The organism is Amycolatopsis sp. VS8301801F10, assembly GCF_046195355.1.
Taxonomy (GTDB): domain Bacteria; phylum Actinomycetota; class Actinomycetes; order Mycobacteriales; family Pseudonocardiaceae; genus Amycolatopsis.
Genome location: NZ_CP176065.1, coordinates 8,875,841 through 8,891,898 on the forward strand (window position 1 = coordinate 8,875,841; position 16,058 = coordinate 8,891,898).

A 16,058-nucleotide genomic window follows, 5' to 3' on the forward strand; every position below is an offset into this window, starting at 1 on the left:
TTGGCGGTGCCGGAACCGTCGATCGGCCGACATCATGCCTTCGGCATTCGCGGAGACTTCGGCCATGAGCCGCGCGGTCGCGGCCTCGCGCTGCTCGGCGAACGACGCGACCGTGGCCTCGATCCGGTCGGCGGCATCGCCGGGCGCGAGGGTTCCCGCGCGCAGCCCAGCGAGGTCGGCGGTCACCAGTTGCTGAAGACGGGACACCGTGAACACAGGCGAGACGGCGGCCGCCGAGGGGGTTGCGGCCACCACGCAGTGCGACAGGAGTTCGGCAGAGCCGTCGAGCGAGCCAGGGTGGAGCGCGGCTGGACTGCCGACGAGGCAGCTCGCCGAGCGGGCGTAGCCCCGAAAACCTGGCAGCGCATCGAAGACGGAGTTCCGGTTCGCTCTCTTACGATCGCAAAGCTGGACAACCTATTCGGGCTCCCCGGCGGCGTCTCATTTGATGCATACACCGGAGAAATCGACGCAGCTGAAGTATTCCAAATGTCACCTACGAAAAATACAATGAGAGAGCCTGAGCGAAAAGGCGATCCCGGAGTCGCAAACCCGATTCTCACCGATCGCATAAGCGGTCCTGGCCTCGCCGAACTGAGAAGACTGCGCGACGTGATCGACGGCGCAATCGGAGCGCTCGTGAAGTCTGAGCGGAACTCACTCGCGATGCAGGTGGCAGCAGCCGAAGAGTCCTTAGCGATGGCGCGAGAGCAGCGCGCCAGGCTCGTTGCATCAGTCGAGGATGCGCGCCATTCTGGCAATAAAGAGCTACAGGAGAAACTGAACCTAACTGCAGCATCCGCAACAGACGTCGAACTTGTGGCCATCCATCAATTCTACGAAGCACGCGCGAGATTGCACCAGTTCGAAGAAAGGGAGACAGATTTCTACGATCCCACCGCGGAAGAAAGCCATGCAAATTACCTGCAATCGCGCATAATGGCAACCCGGGCCAGCACTGAAGATTGGGCGCGTACAATTATAGATGCCGCGAACAACAATGATGAAGACCTGTTGCGCCGCGCACAAGAATCGCTTCTTAGAGCGGAGCAGTCGCGCGAGGTGTACACCGCCGAACTTCGCGGTTTAACACAACGTCATCCCTCGATGCACGACTCCTACAGAGTCTCTTCATTCAACACGCTGCCAACTGATCTGACCGGCGAAAGGAGTGAACATGCCGAGCACAGAGAAGCTCCCGAGCAGTAGATACCGCGGCCTGTACCGCGACGCCGAGGGCGACAGACAGCGCGTCCCCGGGGCATTCGCTCGCGAGCAGGATGCGTTCGACGCCGCGGTGGACGCTCAGGCGAAGGCGAAACGCACCGCTCAGGTGAAGGACGGGACGCCGCCGCCGAGCACGCTGTGGGGCGCCTGGGGGGGGAGGAGTTGAGCAAGGAACGCGCGAAGCTGCCGTCGGAAACTCCGTCGAAGGAGGCCAGCATCGCGAGCAAGTGGCTGATTCCCCAGTGGTCCGAGACGCCGCTGAACCGGATCACGCGGAAGGCGGTGAAGAAGTGGGTCGCGACCGAATTGAAGGAGCGGCCGGGGATGTCACCGGCGTACGCGCACAAGATCTTCTCGGTGTTCCGGATCAGCATGAACAAGGCGGTCGACGAGGAGAGCTTGGACGCGAGCCCGTGCTTCAAGATCGAGCTTCCGGAGCTGCGAAAGAAGGCGAAGTCGTACGTCAGCGTCGAGAACGCGGCCGCGATGCGGCCGCACTTCCCGGAGAAGGCGAGCTTCTACGCTGACATGATCGAGTTCGGCTTGGAGGTTGGGATGCGGCCCAGCGAACTCGCCGGGCTCCGCGCACACCGGATCTATCGGAAGCGCCGCAAGGTGCTCGTGACCGACGTGTGCACCACCCGACGCAAGGTGGTCCGCAGCCACCGCAGGGACGGTGATATCCATCACGTTCCACTGAGCGCCGCTGCCCTGCGCATCGTCGATCGGCGGCTGGACGGCCGCGACGCTGATGCCGGGTGCGGGGTCGATCACCTCGACGGCACCGACTGCAAACACCCGCTCGTGTTCGTGAACACCCTCGGCCGACCGGTCAACGCGAACATGCTGAGCGCGCAGATGCGCGCCGCTGCCGAAAACGCCGAGATCGGGTCGAAGAGCGGCTACGCCATCCGCCGCGGCTTCGCGACCCGCACATCGAGGGCGGCGCGGACCCGTTCGCCGTGCAGCGAGTGATGGGCCACGCCGACCTCGAGGAGCTGGCGGGCTACGTGCAGGAGACGCCAGAGGCCGACTCCCGGATGCTGGCGGCGCTCGGCGAGCGGCAGCCCCCGAAGGCCGTGGGATCGCGTGGGACGGACCGTGGGACCGACCCCCGCAACCAGACGCTCCGAACCGTTACCAAGCCAGACGGCGCGAACGCCGTCTGACCAGGTACAACAGTCCTAGAAACTACCTTCTGTTCCCACAGGCACCGATCCGCGTTTCCGCAGGTCAGAGCCAGTGCGCCACTCGCGCCAGGTGACGCGTCGGAGCGAGAAAGCCACTCAGGACCCGACGCGCTCGATGATCAGCTCGCGCACCCGCTTGGCGTCGGCCTGGCCCTTGGTCGCCTTCATGACCGCGCCGACGATCGCGCCCGCCGCGGCCACCTTGCCGCCGCGGATCTTGTCGGCGATGTCCGGCTGCGCGGCCAGGGCTTCGTCAACGGCGGTGAGCAGCGCCGAATCGTCGGAGACGACCTTCAGACCGCGCTTCTCGACGACCTCGCGCGGCGAACCCTCGCCCGCGAGAACGCCCTGCACGACCTCCTTGGCGAGCTTGTTCGTCAGCTCCCCGGAAGACACGAGCCCGATCACCTCGGCGACCTGCGCCGGTGTGATCGCCAACTCGGTCAGCTCGACCTCGCGCGCGTTCGCTTCCTGCGCCAGGGTGTTGACCCACCAGCCGCGGGCCTCGTCCGGCGTCGCGCCGGCTTCGACTGTCGCCGCCACGAGGTCGACAGCGCCGACGTTCAGCAGGTCGCGCAGCGCTTCGTCGGAGAGCTTCCACTCTTCCTGGATCCGCTTGCGCCGCTCCCACGGCATCTCCGGCAGCGTCGCGCGCAGCTCCTCGACCCACTCGCGCGACGGCGCGATCGGCACGAGGTCGGGCTCCGGGAAGTACCGGTAGTCCTCCGCGGTTTCCTTGGCGCGCCCGGACGACGTGGTGCCGTCGGCTTCCTGGAAGTGCCGCGTCTCCTGCCGGATCGACCCGCCTTCGGCGAGAATCGCCGCCTGGCGCGTCATCTCGTACCGCACCGCGCGCTCGACGCTGCGCAGCGAGTTGACGTTCTTGGTCTCGGTGCGCGTGCCGAATTCCGTGGCGTCCTTGGCCATCAGCGACACGTTCGCGTCGCAGCGCAGCGAGCCCTGGTCCATGCGGACGTCGGACACGTCGAGCGCTCGCAGCAGGTCGCGCAGCGCGGTGACGTACGCGCGCGCCACCTCGGGCGCCCTTTCGCCGGTGCCGGTGATCGGTTTCGTGACGATTTCGATCAGCGGCACGCCGGCGCGGTTGTAGTCGAGCAGCGAGTGCTCGGCGCCGTGGATCCGGCCAGTCGCGCCGCCGATGTGCAGCGACTTGCCGGTGTCCTCCTCCATGTGCGCGCGCTCGATCTCGACGCGCACGACCTCGCCGTCGTCCAGCGTCACGTCGAGGTAGCCGTCGAACGCGATCGGCTCGTCGTACTGCGACGTCTGGAAGTTCTTCGGCATGTCCGGGTAGAAGTAGTTCTTCCGGGCGAACCGGCACCACTCCGCGATCTCGCAGTTGAGCGCGAGACCGATCCGGATCGCGCCCTCGACCGCCTTGCCGTTCACGACCGGCAGCGACCCGGGCAGTCCGAGGCAGGTCGGGCACGTCTTGGTGTTCGGCTCGCCGCCGAACTCGTTGACGCAGCCGCAGAACATCTTCGTGTTCGTGCTGAGCTCCACGTGGACCTCGAGCCCGAGCACGGGATCGAACCGCTCGACGACCTCGGCGTAGTCCATCAACTCGGCCACGGCAGTCACTTCGTTCCTCCCAGCTCCGGAACCTGGTGCACGAGCGAGCCGCCGGCAGCGGCGTCGCGCGCGGCCTCGTACGCGGCGCCGACGCGGTACAGCCGGTCGTCGGCGAGCGCCGGGGCCATGATCTGCAGGCCGACCGGCAGCCCGTCCTCGTCGGACAGTCCGCTCGGGACGCTCATCGCGGCGTTGCCCGCGAGGTTCGACGGGATGGTGCACAGGTCGGCGAGGTACATCGCCATCGGGTCGTCCACGCGCTCGCCGAGCTTGAACGCCGTGGTCGGCGTCGTCGGCGACACGAGCACGTCGACCTTCTCGAAGGCCTGGGTGAAGTCGCGCGTGATGAGCGTGCGCACCTTCTGCGCGGAGCCGTAGTACGCGTCGTAGTAACCCGACGAAAGCGCGTACGTGCCGAGCATGATGCGACGCTTCACTTCAGCGCCGAAGCCCTTCTCGCGGGTCAGCGACATGACTTCTTCGGCGCTGTGCTGGCCGTCGTCCGAGACGCGCAGGCCGTACCGCATCGCGTCGAAGCGCGCGAGGTTCGACGACGCTTCGCTCGGCGCGATCAGGTAGTACGCGGGCAGCGCGTACGTGAAGTGTGGGCACGACACCTCGACCACTTCGGCGCCGAGAGCGCGAAGCTGCTCCACAGCAGCCTCGAACGACCGCAGCACGCCTGCCTGGTAACCGTCGCCGCCGAACTCCTTCACGACGCCGACGCGTACGCCGGACAGGTCGCCCTTCGCGCCTTCGCGCGCGGCGGCGACAACCGGCGGCACAGGTGCGTTGATGGACGTCGAGTCCATCGGGTCGTGGCCAGCGATCGCTTCGTGCAGCAGCGCGGCGTCAAGCACCGTACGCGCGCACGGTCCGGCCTGGTCGAGCGAAGACGAGAACGCCACGAGCCCGTAGCGCGACACTCCGCCGTACGTCGGCTTCACGCCTACAGTGCCGGTGACAGCGCCCGGCTGGCGGATCGAGCCGCCAGTGTCCGTGCCGATCGCGAGAGCGGCCTCGAACGCCGAAATCGCCGCGGAGGAGCCACCGCCCGAACCGCCCGGGATGCGCGCGTGGTCCCACGGGTTGTGCGTCGGGCCGTACGCCGAGTTCTCCGTGGAGGAGCCCATGGCGAACTCGTCCATGTTCGTCTTGCCGAGGATCACGACGCCTGCTTCGCGCAGCTTGCGCGTGACAGTCGCGTCGTACGGCGGCAGCCATCCCTCGAGCGTCCGGGACCCGCAGGTCGTCGGCATGCCCTTCGTGGTCAGCACGTCCTTCAGCGCCAGCGGGACGCCCGCCAGCGGCGACGCCGGCTGCTCCCCCGCGGCCAGCTGCTCGTCGACCGCCTTGGCCGCGCCGAGCGCGCCTTCGGTGTCGACGTGCAGGAACGCGTGCACGTGGTCGTCCACCGCGGCGATCCGGTCCAGGTGCGCCTGCGCGACCTCGACCGCGGACACCTCGCGCGCGTGGATCTTCGCCGCCAGCTCGGCGGCGGTCAGCTTGACGAGTTCGCTCACTGTTCTTCTCCCAGGATCCGCGGCACCCGGAACCGGCCTTCCTCGGCCGCCGGCGCGGCGGCCAGCGCTTCCTGCTGCTCAAGGCTGGGCCGGACGGTGTCCTCGCGGAAGACGTTCGTCAGCGGCACGGCGTGCGAGGTCGGCGGGACGTCCTCCGCGGCGACTTCGCTGACCTTCGCCACCGAGTCCAGGATCTGGTCGAGCTGGCCGGCGAAAACGTCCAGCTCGTCGTCGGTCACGGCCAGCCTGGCCAGCCTGGCGAGGTGTGCGACCTCGTCTCGGGAAATGTTGGGCACGCGGGTGACTCCCGGGGTGTGCTGTGCGGGTGCTCTCGGAAGCTGCAAGTCTATGGTGACGGCGTCGGACGGTTCGACCGGGTTATCGGGCCGCGGGCGCCGGGCAGGGCGTCCCGCTTGCCGGACGGCGGGCCCCCGCGGGTACCCGGTCTGTCACAATCGGCGCCCGGCAAGCGCGTCCCACGACAGGGCTGGGACGCCTGAGGCGAGAGGGGCGCGTGGTGTCGTTCCTGATCCGGGTCCAGCTACCGGACTCCCCCGGCACCCTCGGCGCGGTCGCGACCGCGCTCGGCACGGTCGGGGCCGACATCCTGAGCGTGGACGTGGTGGAACGCGGCGGCGGGCTCGCGATCGACGACCTGGTGGTCGAACTCCCGTCGGGCCGGCTCCCGGACGCGCTGATCACCGCGGCCGAAAGCGTGGAAGGCGTCGAGGTCGACGCGGTGCGGCCGTACGCGGGCATTCTCGACACCCATCGCGAGCTCGAACTGGTCGAGGAGATCGCCGCGCAGCCGAAAGCCGGGCTGGACTTGCTCGCCGAAGGTGTGCCGAAGATCATTCGCGCCGGGTGGGCAGTGATCGTCGAGCACTCGGAATCGGGGCCTCGGCGCTTGGCTTCGTCGAGCGCGGCTCCGGAGAACCCGTTCACGGATTTGCCGTGGCTGCCGCTGGAGCGTGCGACCGTCTTGGACGGCGAGGATTCGTGGGTCCCGGAGACGTGGAAGGAACTCGGCACCGAGCTGGCCGCTACTCCGCTAGGCAAGCCGGGGAAGGCGATGCTCGTCGCCCGGCCGGGCGGGCCCAACTTCCGTGCCGCCGAGGTCGCTCGGCTGGCGCACTTCGCCGGGATCGTCGCGGTGGTTCTGGACGGGTGACCCATAGCTTGGGTCGCCTGTCCTGAAGGTTCGCGGGCCGCCGAGTCGAGAGTTCGGCCGAGCTGCTGACCTCTCGGTTGCCGCTAATCGGCCAATCAGCCTGTCGAACGCCGGTGATCGACACCCGGTTCGCGGCTGGCCCAGCCGTTCGTTGCCCGGGTTCAGTCGCCGTCCGCTGTCCTCAAGTGCAGACAATCCCCCTCATCAAGGTGAGATTGACGACCGAATTCGCTGGCGGCCCGGACGGCGGCAATCAGCATTTGTCGGCATAGAGGGTCACGACTGTGCCAGCAGGCACCACGGTCCCGGGCTTCGGGTCCTGCCCGGTCTGACACCAGTTCCGGTCGATGATCATCATCCGCTTCTTCCCGGACGAATCGACCTCGCGCAGGTTGTAGAGCCCAGCCGCCTGCATGGCGTCCTGCGCGTCCTGATGATTCATGCCGGACACGTCAGGGACCTTGATTGTCGCCGGCTGTGCAGCGCTGACCGGCGCGCTTGCGGTTACTGTCGCGGACTGGGTGGCAGTCGCGGTCACCGTCTCCGTCGCGACCGTCTTGGAGGTACCAGCCGGCTGCGGCGCAGCGTTGCACGCGACGGCAAGAAACGCGGCAACACCGATGACCGGGACGGCAGCTTGAACGAACTTCGCCATGATCACGCTTCCTCGATACGAGTCAGTACTTCACGCGTGACAGCTTGAGTCGAAGCCAGACATCTACCCGTTACAGCCGTAGCCGGTTGAAGCTCGCCAAACAGACCCTCCACTCGCGACCGTCCACCAGCGACGGCCGTGACCGTCACGTCCGTACGGCGCTCTCCGCCAGGCCCGCCAGCTCCCGACGAGAACCGAGAGAGGTTCGCCAAACCGTCGCCACTCAACGGCGAATACCGGCGGCGAACCCAGCCCAGCGCTTTCGCCAAAAATCGGCAAAAGCCTCTGACCTGCGATAACGGGCCTCAGAAGCCGTATTCGTAGGCGATCAGGTTGACTCCCGGATGCGGATGCCAGTCCCGTTCCGGCAGCCTCCGGAACCCGATCCGTTCGTAGAGCCGGTGCGCCTTCCGCATCACGTCCAGGCTGCTCAGCACGACCCGGTCGACGCCGAGTTCGCGGCCGCGGTCCAGCACTGCCTGGGTGAGCGCCTCCCCGACCCCTCGCCCGCGCGCTGCCTCCGCGACCGCCAGCATGCGGAACTCCAGCTCCCCCGGCCGGGAAATCTCGGACAGCTCGCTGCCCGGCTGGACAACCGCAACCGACCCCACGACCTGGCCGTCCGGATCGACCGCGACCAGCAATTCGGCGTGCTCCGCCCGCCCCGAGACGTCGCGAAGCTTCGCCTCGTAGGCGGCGTCAGTCTCGAAGAATCCCTCGATCCGGTAAGCCTCGACGGTCACCTCGCCGAGCACATCGAACTCCTCGCGACGCGCCGGACGGATCACGATCTCACTCATCGCCGCCCTCGGCTCCCTCGTCCGCACCGGTGTCGAGCGCCAGTTCCGCGGCCGCCTCCGGACCGCGTTCCAGCAACGCGCGGAACCCGTTCTCGTCCAGCACTGGCACCTTCAACTGCACCGCCTTGTCGTACTTCGACCCCGGAGCCTCGCCCACCACGACGAACGCCGTCTTCTTCGACACAGACCCGGCGGCCTTACCGCCGCGCGCCATGACGGCTTCTTTCGCTTCGTCACGGGAAAACCCGTCGAGCGAACCGGTCACCACGATCGACAGCCCTTCGAGGTTGCGCGGGATGGACTCGTCGCGCTCCTCCTCCATCCGGACCCCGGCCCGTCGCCATTTTTCGACGATTTGCCGGTGCCAGTCGACCTCGAACCATTCCTGCACCGCGTGCGCGATGGTCGGGCCGACGCCGTCGACGTCCGCGAGTTCTTCCTCGGTCGCGTCCTCGATTCGTTGCAGAGAACCGAATTCGCGCGCCAATGCCTGCGCCGCGGTCGGCCCGACATGCCGGATCGACAGTGCGACGATCACCTTCCACAGCGGACGATCCTTCGCCGAATCGAGGTTCGCCAGGAGCTTCCGCGCATTCGCCGACAGCTCGCCGGCTTTGGTGCGGAACAACTCCACCTCGGCGAGCGAATCCTCGTTGAGGTCGAACACGTCGCCCTCGTCGGCGACCACCCTGGCGTTGAGCAGCGCGACCGCCGCTTCATAACCGAGCACCTCGATGTCGAACGCACCGCGACCGGCGAGATGGAACAGCCGTTCCCGCAACTGCGCAGGACAGAACCGCGTGTTCGGACAGCGAATGTCCTTGTCGCCTTCCTTTTCATAGGCGAGTGTCGTGCCGCATTCCGGGCATTCGGTCGGCATCACGAACTCGCGTTCGTCACCGGTCCGCGCGTCGACGACGGGTCCGAGCACCTCGGGAATCACTTCTCCGGCCTTACGGATCACGATCCGATCGCCGATCAGCACACCCTTGCGCTTGACCTCTTCCTGGTTGTGCAGGGTCGCCCGCGCGACCGTCGAGCCCGCGACCTTGACCGGCTCGGTGACGGCGAACGGCGTGACCCGGCCCGTGCGCCCCACGCCGACCTGGATGTCGAGCAGCGTCGTGATCGCTTCTTCCGGCGGATATTTGTACGCGATCGCCCACCGCGGCGCGCGCGACGTGGTGCCGAGCCGGCGTTGCAAGGCGACCTGGTCGACCTTGATCACCACACCGTCGATCTCGTGCTCGGCGTCGTGCCGATGTTCACCCCAATAGGCGATGTGCTCGGTGAGTTCCTTGCCAGTCCGCAGCACTCGCGTGTGCGGCGACACTGGCAATCCCCAGGCCGCCAGCGCGTCGTACGCGTGCGACTGCGTGACGGGCTCGAAACCGTCGCGCTTGCCGAGGCCGTGGCAGATCAGCCGCAGCCGACGTTCCCTGGTGATTTTCGGGTCTTTCTGCCGCAGCGACCCGGCAGCCGTGTTGCGCGGGTTCGCATACGGCAGCTTGCCCGCCTCGACCATCTTCGCGTTGAGCTCGAGGAAGTCCTCGACGCGGAAGTAGACCTCGCCGCGCACCTCGACGAGCGTCGGCACCGGGAACTCGTCGGTGCCGGTGAGCTGGTCCGGTACCTGGTCGAGGGTGCGGATGTTGAGCGTGACGTCCTCGCCGGTACGGCCGTCACCGCGGGTAAGCCCCCTGGTGAGCTTGCCGTTTTCGTAGAGCAGGTTGACGGCCAGGCCGTCGATCTTCAGCTCGGCCAGGTACTCCGTGGACCCGATTTCCTTCTCGACCCGCTCGACCCAGGCGAGGAACTCGTCGGTGTCGAAGACGTTGTCCAGGCTCAGCATGCGCTCGAGGTGGTCGTGCGCGGTGAACTCGGTGGAGAACGTGCCGCCGACGTTCTGGGTCGGCGAATCCGGCGTGACCAGCGCCGGGTACTCGTCCTCGATCTCCTGAAGGTCGCCGAGGAGCGCGTCGAACTGGCCGTCGGAGATGATCGGCGAATCCAGCACGTAGTACCGGAACTGATGGCCGCGGATCTCCTCGGCGAGCGCTCCGTGGCGCTCGCGCACGTCGGCCGGTACGTCGGTCACGTCCTGGGCGGCCTCCACGGCCACCTGGTCTGGGGGAAGGTCGGTGCTGCTCACGGGTGGTGAGCCTAGCCGGAGGCACCGACACTTTCGTCCGGTTGCTCCGTCAGCCCGCGGACCAGCTCCCGGAACTCCAGCAGATCGATCGTGCCCTCCGGCGCGGCCTCGGCGGTCTCGACCCGGCGCAGCCGCTCGGCGGCCAGACGCTCGCCCAGCGTCGCGTCGAGCGGCAGGAACGTCATCGTGGTGCGCGAATCCTCGTCCAGATCCGCGAAAGCGGGATGGTGGACCGCGACGTCGACCACCCCGTCGTCCACCTGCGCGACGACCCGGACGTCGGCCAGCGAGATGCGGTGCTCGCCCAGATTGACCGTCACCTCGGTCGGATCCGGGACCGGAGGCACCGAATCGTGGTACTCCCAGATCGCGTCGTCCGGCGGTCCGGCCGCTTTCCACGCGTCGGTGTACGGGCGCAGCTCCGGGTCTTCCTGCCCGCTGACGACCAACGCGTAGATGGCGGTCCGGCCGCGTTCGAGCGAGAAATGCAGCCGCGGGTGGAACGTCTCGACCAGCACGCACAGGTCGTGCTCGACCCGATGCGGCTCGCCCTCGCCCAGCGCAGCGCTAACCTCGGGCAGGAGGTCGTACCACCCTTCCCAGAACGCAGCTGCCGCAGCGACCGCGTCGGACGGCACGTGCTGCTCAGGCCACGGCGTACGAGGATCTGGCGGCGCGGCTTCGGTGTCGGCTCCCGAGCGGCGACGGAACAAACGCATGATTCGAAATTTCCCCCGGTTCTTTCTCTTCACCAGCCACGGTACGCGGCGCGACGGCAGCACGTCCGCGGAATCACCACTTCTCCGGCGGCTCCACGAACGCTTTGCCCAGGTCGCGACTAAGAGCGAGGGCCCGGCGCATCCACTCGTTCGTGGCACCGGCCAGACCGCACGCAGGCGTCGGAACAGCACGCTCAGCCAGGATGGAACGGTTGAACCCCAGCCGGTCCACGAGCTTGAGCGCCGGCGACGCGACGTCCTTCAGCCCCGGAACCGTCACTGGGTCAGTGGCCGGCACGAGGCCCAAGAAGAACGAAATCCCGCTGTCCCAAGCCTCGCCGATCTCGTCCAGAAGCTCGGCAGACGCCCCGGCGAGCATGCTGATGTCGAACGCGACAGCCCCGGCGCCCGCGGCGCGGAAGAGCGCGATCGGCGGCCGCGGAGCGCAGCAGTGGACGATGACCGGCTGCCCGGTCATCGCGCCGATGCGTTCGATCGTCGTGGCAAGCAGCTCCCGGACCTCGGGCTCAGGCACTGCGGGGACGTTGCCGTATCCCGACGGAGTAGGCAGTTTTCCGGCGAGAACAGCGGGCAACATCGGCTCGTCGAGCTGCACGACCACCGGCGCGTCAGTCCTCGCGGTCAGCTCCCCGACGTGCTGAGCAAACCCGTCGAGCAGCGACGAGGTGAAGTCCCGCAACGCCCCGCGGTCAGTGAGCACCCGGTGCCCGCGGGCGAGCTCGATCCCCGCGCCGAGCGTCCAGGGGCCGCCGATCTGGGTCTTGAGAACCGCCGGCGCACCAGCGTTCTCACGGGCGGCTTGGACGGCGTCGAGGTCCCACTGGAGCAGGTCGCGCCCCCGCCGATGGTCGTGCCCGGGCCTCCCGGCGACACGGTAACCGCTGGGCACCACCTCGATCGCGAGGTCGACGAGCAACGCCGCGGTCCGTCCGACCAGGTCGGCGCCGACGCCGCGAGCCGGCAATTCGGGCACATACGGGAAGCCGGGAAGCTCTCCGAACACCACGGCAGCGGCCTCGACGGGATCGGTCCCCGGCATGGACCCGATTCCAGTCGCCGCGCCCGCGGGCCAAGGTCGTTCACTCACAGGCCGGATTGTCGCGGAACGGGCGGCCGCCGTCCGCACCGCCCCTGCGGACAAGCTTCACCCGACCGCGCGGCAATAGCCGGACATTCGCCGCATATCCCTTTGCCTGCACCGAATTCGCGGTCATCGCGTTAGTCTGGATCGTCATGACCAGCCCCGCCCCGCCACCGCCCGGCAAAACACCCGGCGACGCATCCGCCCGGGAGCCGCGGCAGGGCAGCATGCCCGGAGCACCGTACCGCCGGGCGTCAAACCGCTCCTTTGAGCGGACCCTCTTCACTGAGCCGGTCCTTTACGTCAGCCGCGAGGCAAAGCCGACCGCCGCCGGCCAGGAGTACGGCGTATTCGACCGCCACGGCCTCCGCATCGGCGGGGTTGCTGTCACAACGCCCAGCTTCCTGCGCAAAGTCATTCAGCGTCTGCGGAAATCCGACCAGTACGTAAGCCGCAAGTTCGAGGTCCGTGACGCGAGCCAAAGCACTGTCCTCAAGGTCGCGAAACCGTCGAAGGATCCGCTGGCCCGCTTCGTAGTCACCCGCGCGGACGGGACGCCAATCGGCGAAATCATCCCGACCGACGCCGGCCGCGTCCGTTTCGCTCTTCGCACCGAAGGCAAGACAATCGCAACCGTCGTCGCCAGTGGCCGGCAACGACGGGAAATCACCGTCGAGGACGCGGCTGGCACCGAGGTAGCCCGCGTCGGACAACCATCGCCGGAGCTTTCGCCGGTCAGCGGCGACTCCTACCTTGTCGAGATCCCGCTGCAGGTCCCCGAGCCGCTGGCCAGCATGCTCGTCGCGACAACGTTGACTATCGACATCGCGCTCACCGCATGAGCCGGTTGACCACGTGACCGGAGTCTCAGTCCCGCCAGGTGGACAGCGACCGAATTACGGCCCAATGTAAGGAAAGTCCGGGACGCCGAGGTCCCGCCTGGACGGAGGTCGCCGTGGAGCCGTTGCCCGAAGGCAGTAACTCGAACTGGGCCGATCCCGGGGTCTACGAAGTGGCCGCGGGCGTCTACCGAATCCCCTTGCCGTTGCCCAACGACGGCCTGCGCGCAGTCAACGTCTACGCCGTCACCGACGGCACAAACCTCGTGCTCGTCGACTCAGGGTGGGCCCTCACCGAGTCTCGCCAATTACTGGCCGACGCGCTCAAGGCGATCGACGCCGAACTCGGCGACGTCCGCGAGTTCCTCATCACCCACGTCCACCGCGACCACTACACGCAGGCAGTCGCGCTTCGACGCGAGTTCGGCAACCGGATCGCTCTCGGCAAGCTCGAGCAACCTTCGCTCGACGCGAGCGCCAATCCGAACCAGTTCCCCATGCAAGCCCAGCTCGACCTCCTTCGGCTCAGCGGCGGACAAGAGGTCATCACCGCGCTCAGCAAGCTGTTCGGTTTGGAACCTCGCCACACAGAGGCAAATCTCTGGGAAGAGCCGGACGAATGGCTGACGCCCGGCCGGCGAGCAGTGCTGCCCGACCGTGAGTTCGAAGTGGTCCACACCCCAGGACACACCAACGGCCATGTAGTTTTCGTCGACGGCGCGGCCAACCTGTTGTTCTCCGGCGACCACGTGCTCCCGCACATCACACCGTCGATCGGCTTCCAGCCAGTTCCGGCTGAGTTGCCGCTGAACGACTATCTCGACTCCCTCCGTCTGGTTCGAGGCATGCCGGACCGTCGCATGTTGCCGGCTCACGGCCCGGTCACCGACAGCGTGCATGCCCGCATCGACGAACTGCTAGAACACCACCGGCAACGCCTCGAAACGATGGCGGCTCAGATCGCAGCCGGAGCAAGCACCGCTCATGAAGCCGCCAATCGCCTAGGCTGGACCCGCCGCGGCCGCAAACTGTCCGAAATGGACGCATTTAACCAGATGCTCGCCGTCCTGGAGACCGGTGCGCACCTGGATCTGCTGGTCTCGCAGAACAAGCTCGAGGCCGAAGACGTCGACGGGATTCGCCGCTACAAGACCACGTAGCAGCCAACCGCCCACGGCTCACCCGGTGGAATACTGACCCGCGTGCCTCCTATCACTGTGAGACGAGCTCGCGCCGACGATGTCGAAACGATCGTTCAGATGCTTGCGGACGACCAACTCGGAGCAACCCGCGACTCACCAGCTGACCTGGAGCCCTACCTGCAAGCGTTCAAAGCCATTGCCGCAGACCCGAATCAGCTGCTGGTAGTCGCAACCTCAAACGACCGACCGGTAGCAACACTTCAGCTGACGATCATCCCTGGCCTCGCGCGGCGCGGGGCACTTCGCGGGCAGATCGAAGCTGTGCGCGTACACCGCGATCACCGCAGTTCAGGCATGGGCGCACAACTCGTGCAGTGGGCCATCGACGAATCGCGACGACGCGGCTGCAACCTAGTCCAGCTCACCTCGGATACAACGAGAACGGCAGCGCACCGCTTCTACGAAAGGCTGGGCTTCGTCGCGAGTCACACGGGCTTCAAGCTGCATCTCTGATCACCCCCTCCACGCAGCTTCAGCCGGACACGCGCTCGATCACCCGGCTTCCACCGTGCCAGAGACGTCACGCAAAAGCCAAGCTATTGCACGAGGGGTCCCTTCGCGCAATTTAGCTGACTGTGCTCGAATAAATGCGTATCGTGACGGTCATGAGCAAGTCGACCACGCCGGCGGAGCACTCCGGCAAGACCAAGAACACCACTGAAACCGCAGACCTCGCCTTCCTGCTTCGCGCCATGCACGCGAACCTCAACCTTTTCGATCGCCTGCAGCCAGACCAGCTGATGGCGGCGGTGAAGGACGCGAACCGCCAGATCGCCCGACTGCAGGCGTTGCAGCTGCATTGCATGGCGGGCATACGAAGACGAAGATCAGACCCGCACGAGCTGGCGTGCGAGTTCGCGCTTGCCTTGCGTATCACCGATACCCGAGCCGGAGCGATGATCGCCGCCGCCGAAGCTCTGGCTCAGCGCCTGCCTCGAATCTTCCGGCTGATGGATGAGGGAAAGTTCGATCTCTATCGCGCCATGAAGGTCACCGACGGCACCAGCCAGTTGTCCGACCGCCATGCACGGATGGTCGACTACCTGCTCGAACACCGGCTCGAGGACAAGAATCCGACCCAAGTCCGCAAGGCAACCGCTTACGCCGCAACAAAAATCGACCCCGACGGTGCGATGAACCGACTGGCTCAACGGAAAGCCGAGCGGCGCGTCATCCTGCAGCACCAAAGCGAAGGCATCTCGCGGCTCTCCGTCGACAACGCCTCGACCGACAAAGCCACAGCGGCCTACCTCCGCGTCGACAAGATCGCTCGATCGCTCAAAACAGGCGACGAGAAACGCACTCTCGACCAGCTGCGCGCTGACGTCGCGATCGATCTCCTGCTCAGCGGCAAAGGCGGCGTTCCAGAACAAACCGAGGTGTACCTCTATGTCGATCTGAAGACATACCTCGGTCTCAACGACGATCCCGGCGAACTCGCCGGCCACGGTCACATCCCGGCCGAGCTCGCGCGCCACATCGCCACTGGTCCCGACACGGTTGTCCGCCGGGTCATCACCGACCCGCTGACCGGGCAGGTGATCGAGGTCGGCAAGTTCCGGTACCGGCCGAGCATCGATGTCGACGAGTTCGTGCGAATCCGCGACCGCGAGTGCCGACAGCCCGGCTGTCCGCGGCCCGCACAGAACTGCCTCACGGAACCTACTGGGCCTGATTCCACGGACACAGACTCGACTTTGAGCTACTGCCTACGCCACCGCCGTCTCAAGAATCGAGCCGACTGGAGCTACGAGGTCATGCAGGACGGGAAGCTGATTGTCACGACACCGACAGGCGAGAAAGCTGAAAGCGCACCTCCGCCGCTGCACGACCCTCAACCCACGCCGGAACAACCTGGAGAGGAACGCCTAGGCGCATAAGGAGG

The 16,058-nt window shown here is 66.8% G+C and carries 17 protein-coding genes; 8 read left to right on the top strand and 9 right to left on the bottom strand.

Features of this window, described 5'->3' with window-relative positions; genetic code table 11:
* Positions 1–6: 6 nt before the first annotated feature.
* The 3 genes from F9C11_RS40650 to F9C11_RS40660 all read left to right on the top strand — a co-directional run bounded on the left by F9C11_RS40650 (position 7) and on the right by F9C11_RS40660 (position 2,396).
* Entirely contained in the window at positions 7–1,209 is a 1,203-nt protein-coding gene (locus tag F9C11_RS40650; protein WP_409187085.1) for a helix-turn-helix transcriptional regulator, read from the top strand.
* A 180-nt stretch (positions 1,210–1,389) separates the two neighbouring features.
* Positions 1,390–2,202 (top strand): tyrosine-type recombinase/integrase, encoded by an 813-nt coding sequence (locus tag F9C11_RS40655; RefSeq protein WP_409182637.1) that lies wholly within the window; start codon positions 1,390–1,392, stop codon positions 2,200–2,202.
* Positions 2,202–2,396 carry a hypothetical protein gene (locus F9C11_RS40660; protein WP_409182638.1) on the top strand — a complete coding sequence of 65 codons (195 nt, stop codon included), beginning with the start codon at positions 2,202–2,204 and terminating at the stop codon, positions 2,394–2,396. Before F9C11_RS40655 ends, F9C11_RS40660 begins: the two co-directional genes overlap by 1 nt.
* 117 nt (positions 2,397–2,513) lie before the next feature.
* Here F9C11_RS40660 and gatB read toward each other — a convergent pair whose 3' ends face one another.
* Genes gatB through gatC form a run of 3 tightly spaced genes read right to left on the bottom strand, consistent with a single transcriptional unit; the run spans position 2,514 to position 5,829 of the window.
* The gene (gene gatB / locus F9C11_RS40665) at positions 2,514–4,019 is read right to left on the bottom strand and encodes an Asp-tRNA(Asn)/Glu-tRNA(Gln) amidotransferase subunit GatB (RefSeq protein ID WP_409182639.1); all 1,506 of its coding nucleotides are present in this window, start codon (positions 4,017–4,019) and stop codon (positions 2,514–2,516) included.
* A complete protein-coding gene (gene gatA, locus F9C11_RS40670; protein ID WP_409182640.1) occupies positions 4,016–5,533 on the bottom strand; it encodes an Asp-tRNA(Asn)/Glu-tRNA(Gln) amidotransferase subunit GatA in 1,518 nt (505 codons plus the stop codon). The genes gatB and gatA overlap by 4 nt, the downstream gene beginning before the upstream one ends.
* Positions 5,530–5,829: an Asp-tRNA(Asn)/Glu-tRNA(Gln) amidotransferase subunit GatC gene (gatC, locus tag F9C11_RS40675; RefSeq protein WP_409182641.1), complete on the bottom strand. Its 300-nt coding sequence runs from the start codon at positions 5,827–5,829 to the stop codon at positions 5,530–5,532. The genes gatA and gatC overlap by 4 nt, the downstream gene beginning before the upstream one ends.
* A 221-nt stretch (positions 5,830–6,050) precedes the next feature.
* Here gatC and F9C11_RS40680 point away from each other — a divergent pair, with 221 nt between their 5' ends.
* Positions 6,051–6,704, top strand: a complete 654-nt coding sequence (locus F9C11_RS40680; RefSeq protein WP_037367388.1) for an amino acid-binding protein — start codon at positions 6,051–6,053, stop codon at positions 6,702–6,704.
* 253 nt (positions 6,705–6,957) lie between these two features.
* Here the strand turns inward: F9C11_RS40680 and F9C11_RS40685 are convergent, their stop codons facing one another.
* The 6 genes from F9C11_RS40685 to F9C11_RS40710 form a co-directional block, all read right to left on the bottom strand.
* Complete coding sequence (locus F9C11_RS40685; RefSeq protein WP_409182642.1) at positions 6,958–7,359, bottom strand: PASTA domain-containing protein; 402 nt, start codon at positions 7,357–7,359, stop codon at positions 6,958–6,960.
* Between the two features lie 305 nt (positions 7,360–7,664).
* The gene (locus tag F9C11_RS40690; RefSeq protein WP_409182643.1) at positions 7,665–8,159 is read right to left on the bottom strand and encodes a GNAT family N-acetyltransferase; all 495 of its coding nucleotides are present in this window, start codon (positions 8,157–8,159) and stop codon (positions 7,665–7,667) included.
* Positions 8,152–10,311 (bottom strand): NAD-dependent DNA ligase LigA, encoded by a 2,160-nt coding sequence (gene ligA, locus F9C11_RS40695; RefSeq protein WP_409182644.1) that lies wholly within the window; start codon positions 10,309–10,311, stop codon positions 8,152–8,154. Before ligA ends, F9C11_RS40690 begins: the two co-directional genes overlap by 8 nt.
* Before the next feature lie 11 nt (positions 10,312–10,322).
* On the bottom strand, positions 10,323–11,030 hold the full coding sequence (locus F9C11_RS40700; RefSeq protein WP_409182645.1) for a hypothetical protein: 708 nt from the start codon (positions 11,028–11,030) through the stop codon (positions 10,323–10,325).
* A gap of 73 nt (positions 11,031–11,103) precedes the next feature.
* On the bottom strand, positions 11,104–12,138 hold the full coding sequence (locus tag F9C11_RS40705) for a methionine synthase (RefSeq protein ID WP_409182646.1): 1,035 nt from the start codon (positions 12,136–12,138) through the stop codon (positions 11,104–11,106).
* Positions 12,131–12,286 carry a hypothetical protein gene (locus F9C11_RS40710; protein ID WP_409182647.1) on the bottom strand — a complete coding sequence of 52 codons (156 nt, stop codon included), beginning with the start codon at positions 12,284–12,286 and terminating at the stop codon, positions 12,131–12,133. Before F9C11_RS40710 ends, F9C11_RS40705 begins: the two co-directional genes overlap by 8 nt.
* Here F9C11_RS40710 and F9C11_RS40715 point away from each other — a divergent pair.
* The 4 genes from F9C11_RS40715 to F9C11_RS40730 all read left to right on the top strand — a co-directional run bounded on the left by F9C11_RS40715 (position 12,285) and on the right by F9C11_RS40730 (position 16,053).
* Positions 12,285–12,974 (top strand): hypothetical protein, encoded by a 690-nt coding sequence (locus F9C11_RS40715; RefSeq protein ID WP_409182648.1) that lies wholly within the window; start codon positions 12,285–12,287, stop codon positions 12,972–12,974. The two genes, F9C11_RS40710 and F9C11_RS40715, sit on opposite strands and share 2 nt — an antisense overlap.
* 113 nt (positions 12,975–13,087) lie before the next feature.
* Positions 13,088–14,131, top strand: coding sequence for an MBL fold metallo-hydrolase (locus F9C11_RS40720; RefSeq protein ID WP_409182649.1), 1,044 nt, complete (start codon positions 13,088–13,090; stop codon positions 14,129–14,131).
* A 51-nt stretch (positions 14,132–14,182) separates the two neighbouring features.
* On the top strand, positions 14,183–14,626 hold the full coding sequence (locus F9C11_RS40725) for a GNAT family N-acetyltransferase (RefSeq protein WP_409187086.1): 444 nt from the start codon (positions 14,183–14,185) through the stop codon (positions 14,624–14,626).
* A 152-nt stretch (positions 14,627–14,778) separates the two neighbouring features.
* The gene (locus tag F9C11_RS40730) at positions 14,779–16,053 is read left to right on the top strand and encodes a DUF222 domain-containing protein (RefSeq protein WP_409182650.1); all 1,275 of its coding nucleotides are present in this window, start codon (positions 14,779–14,781) and stop codon (positions 16,051–16,053) included.
* Positions 16,054–16,058 lie beyond the last annotated feature (5 nt).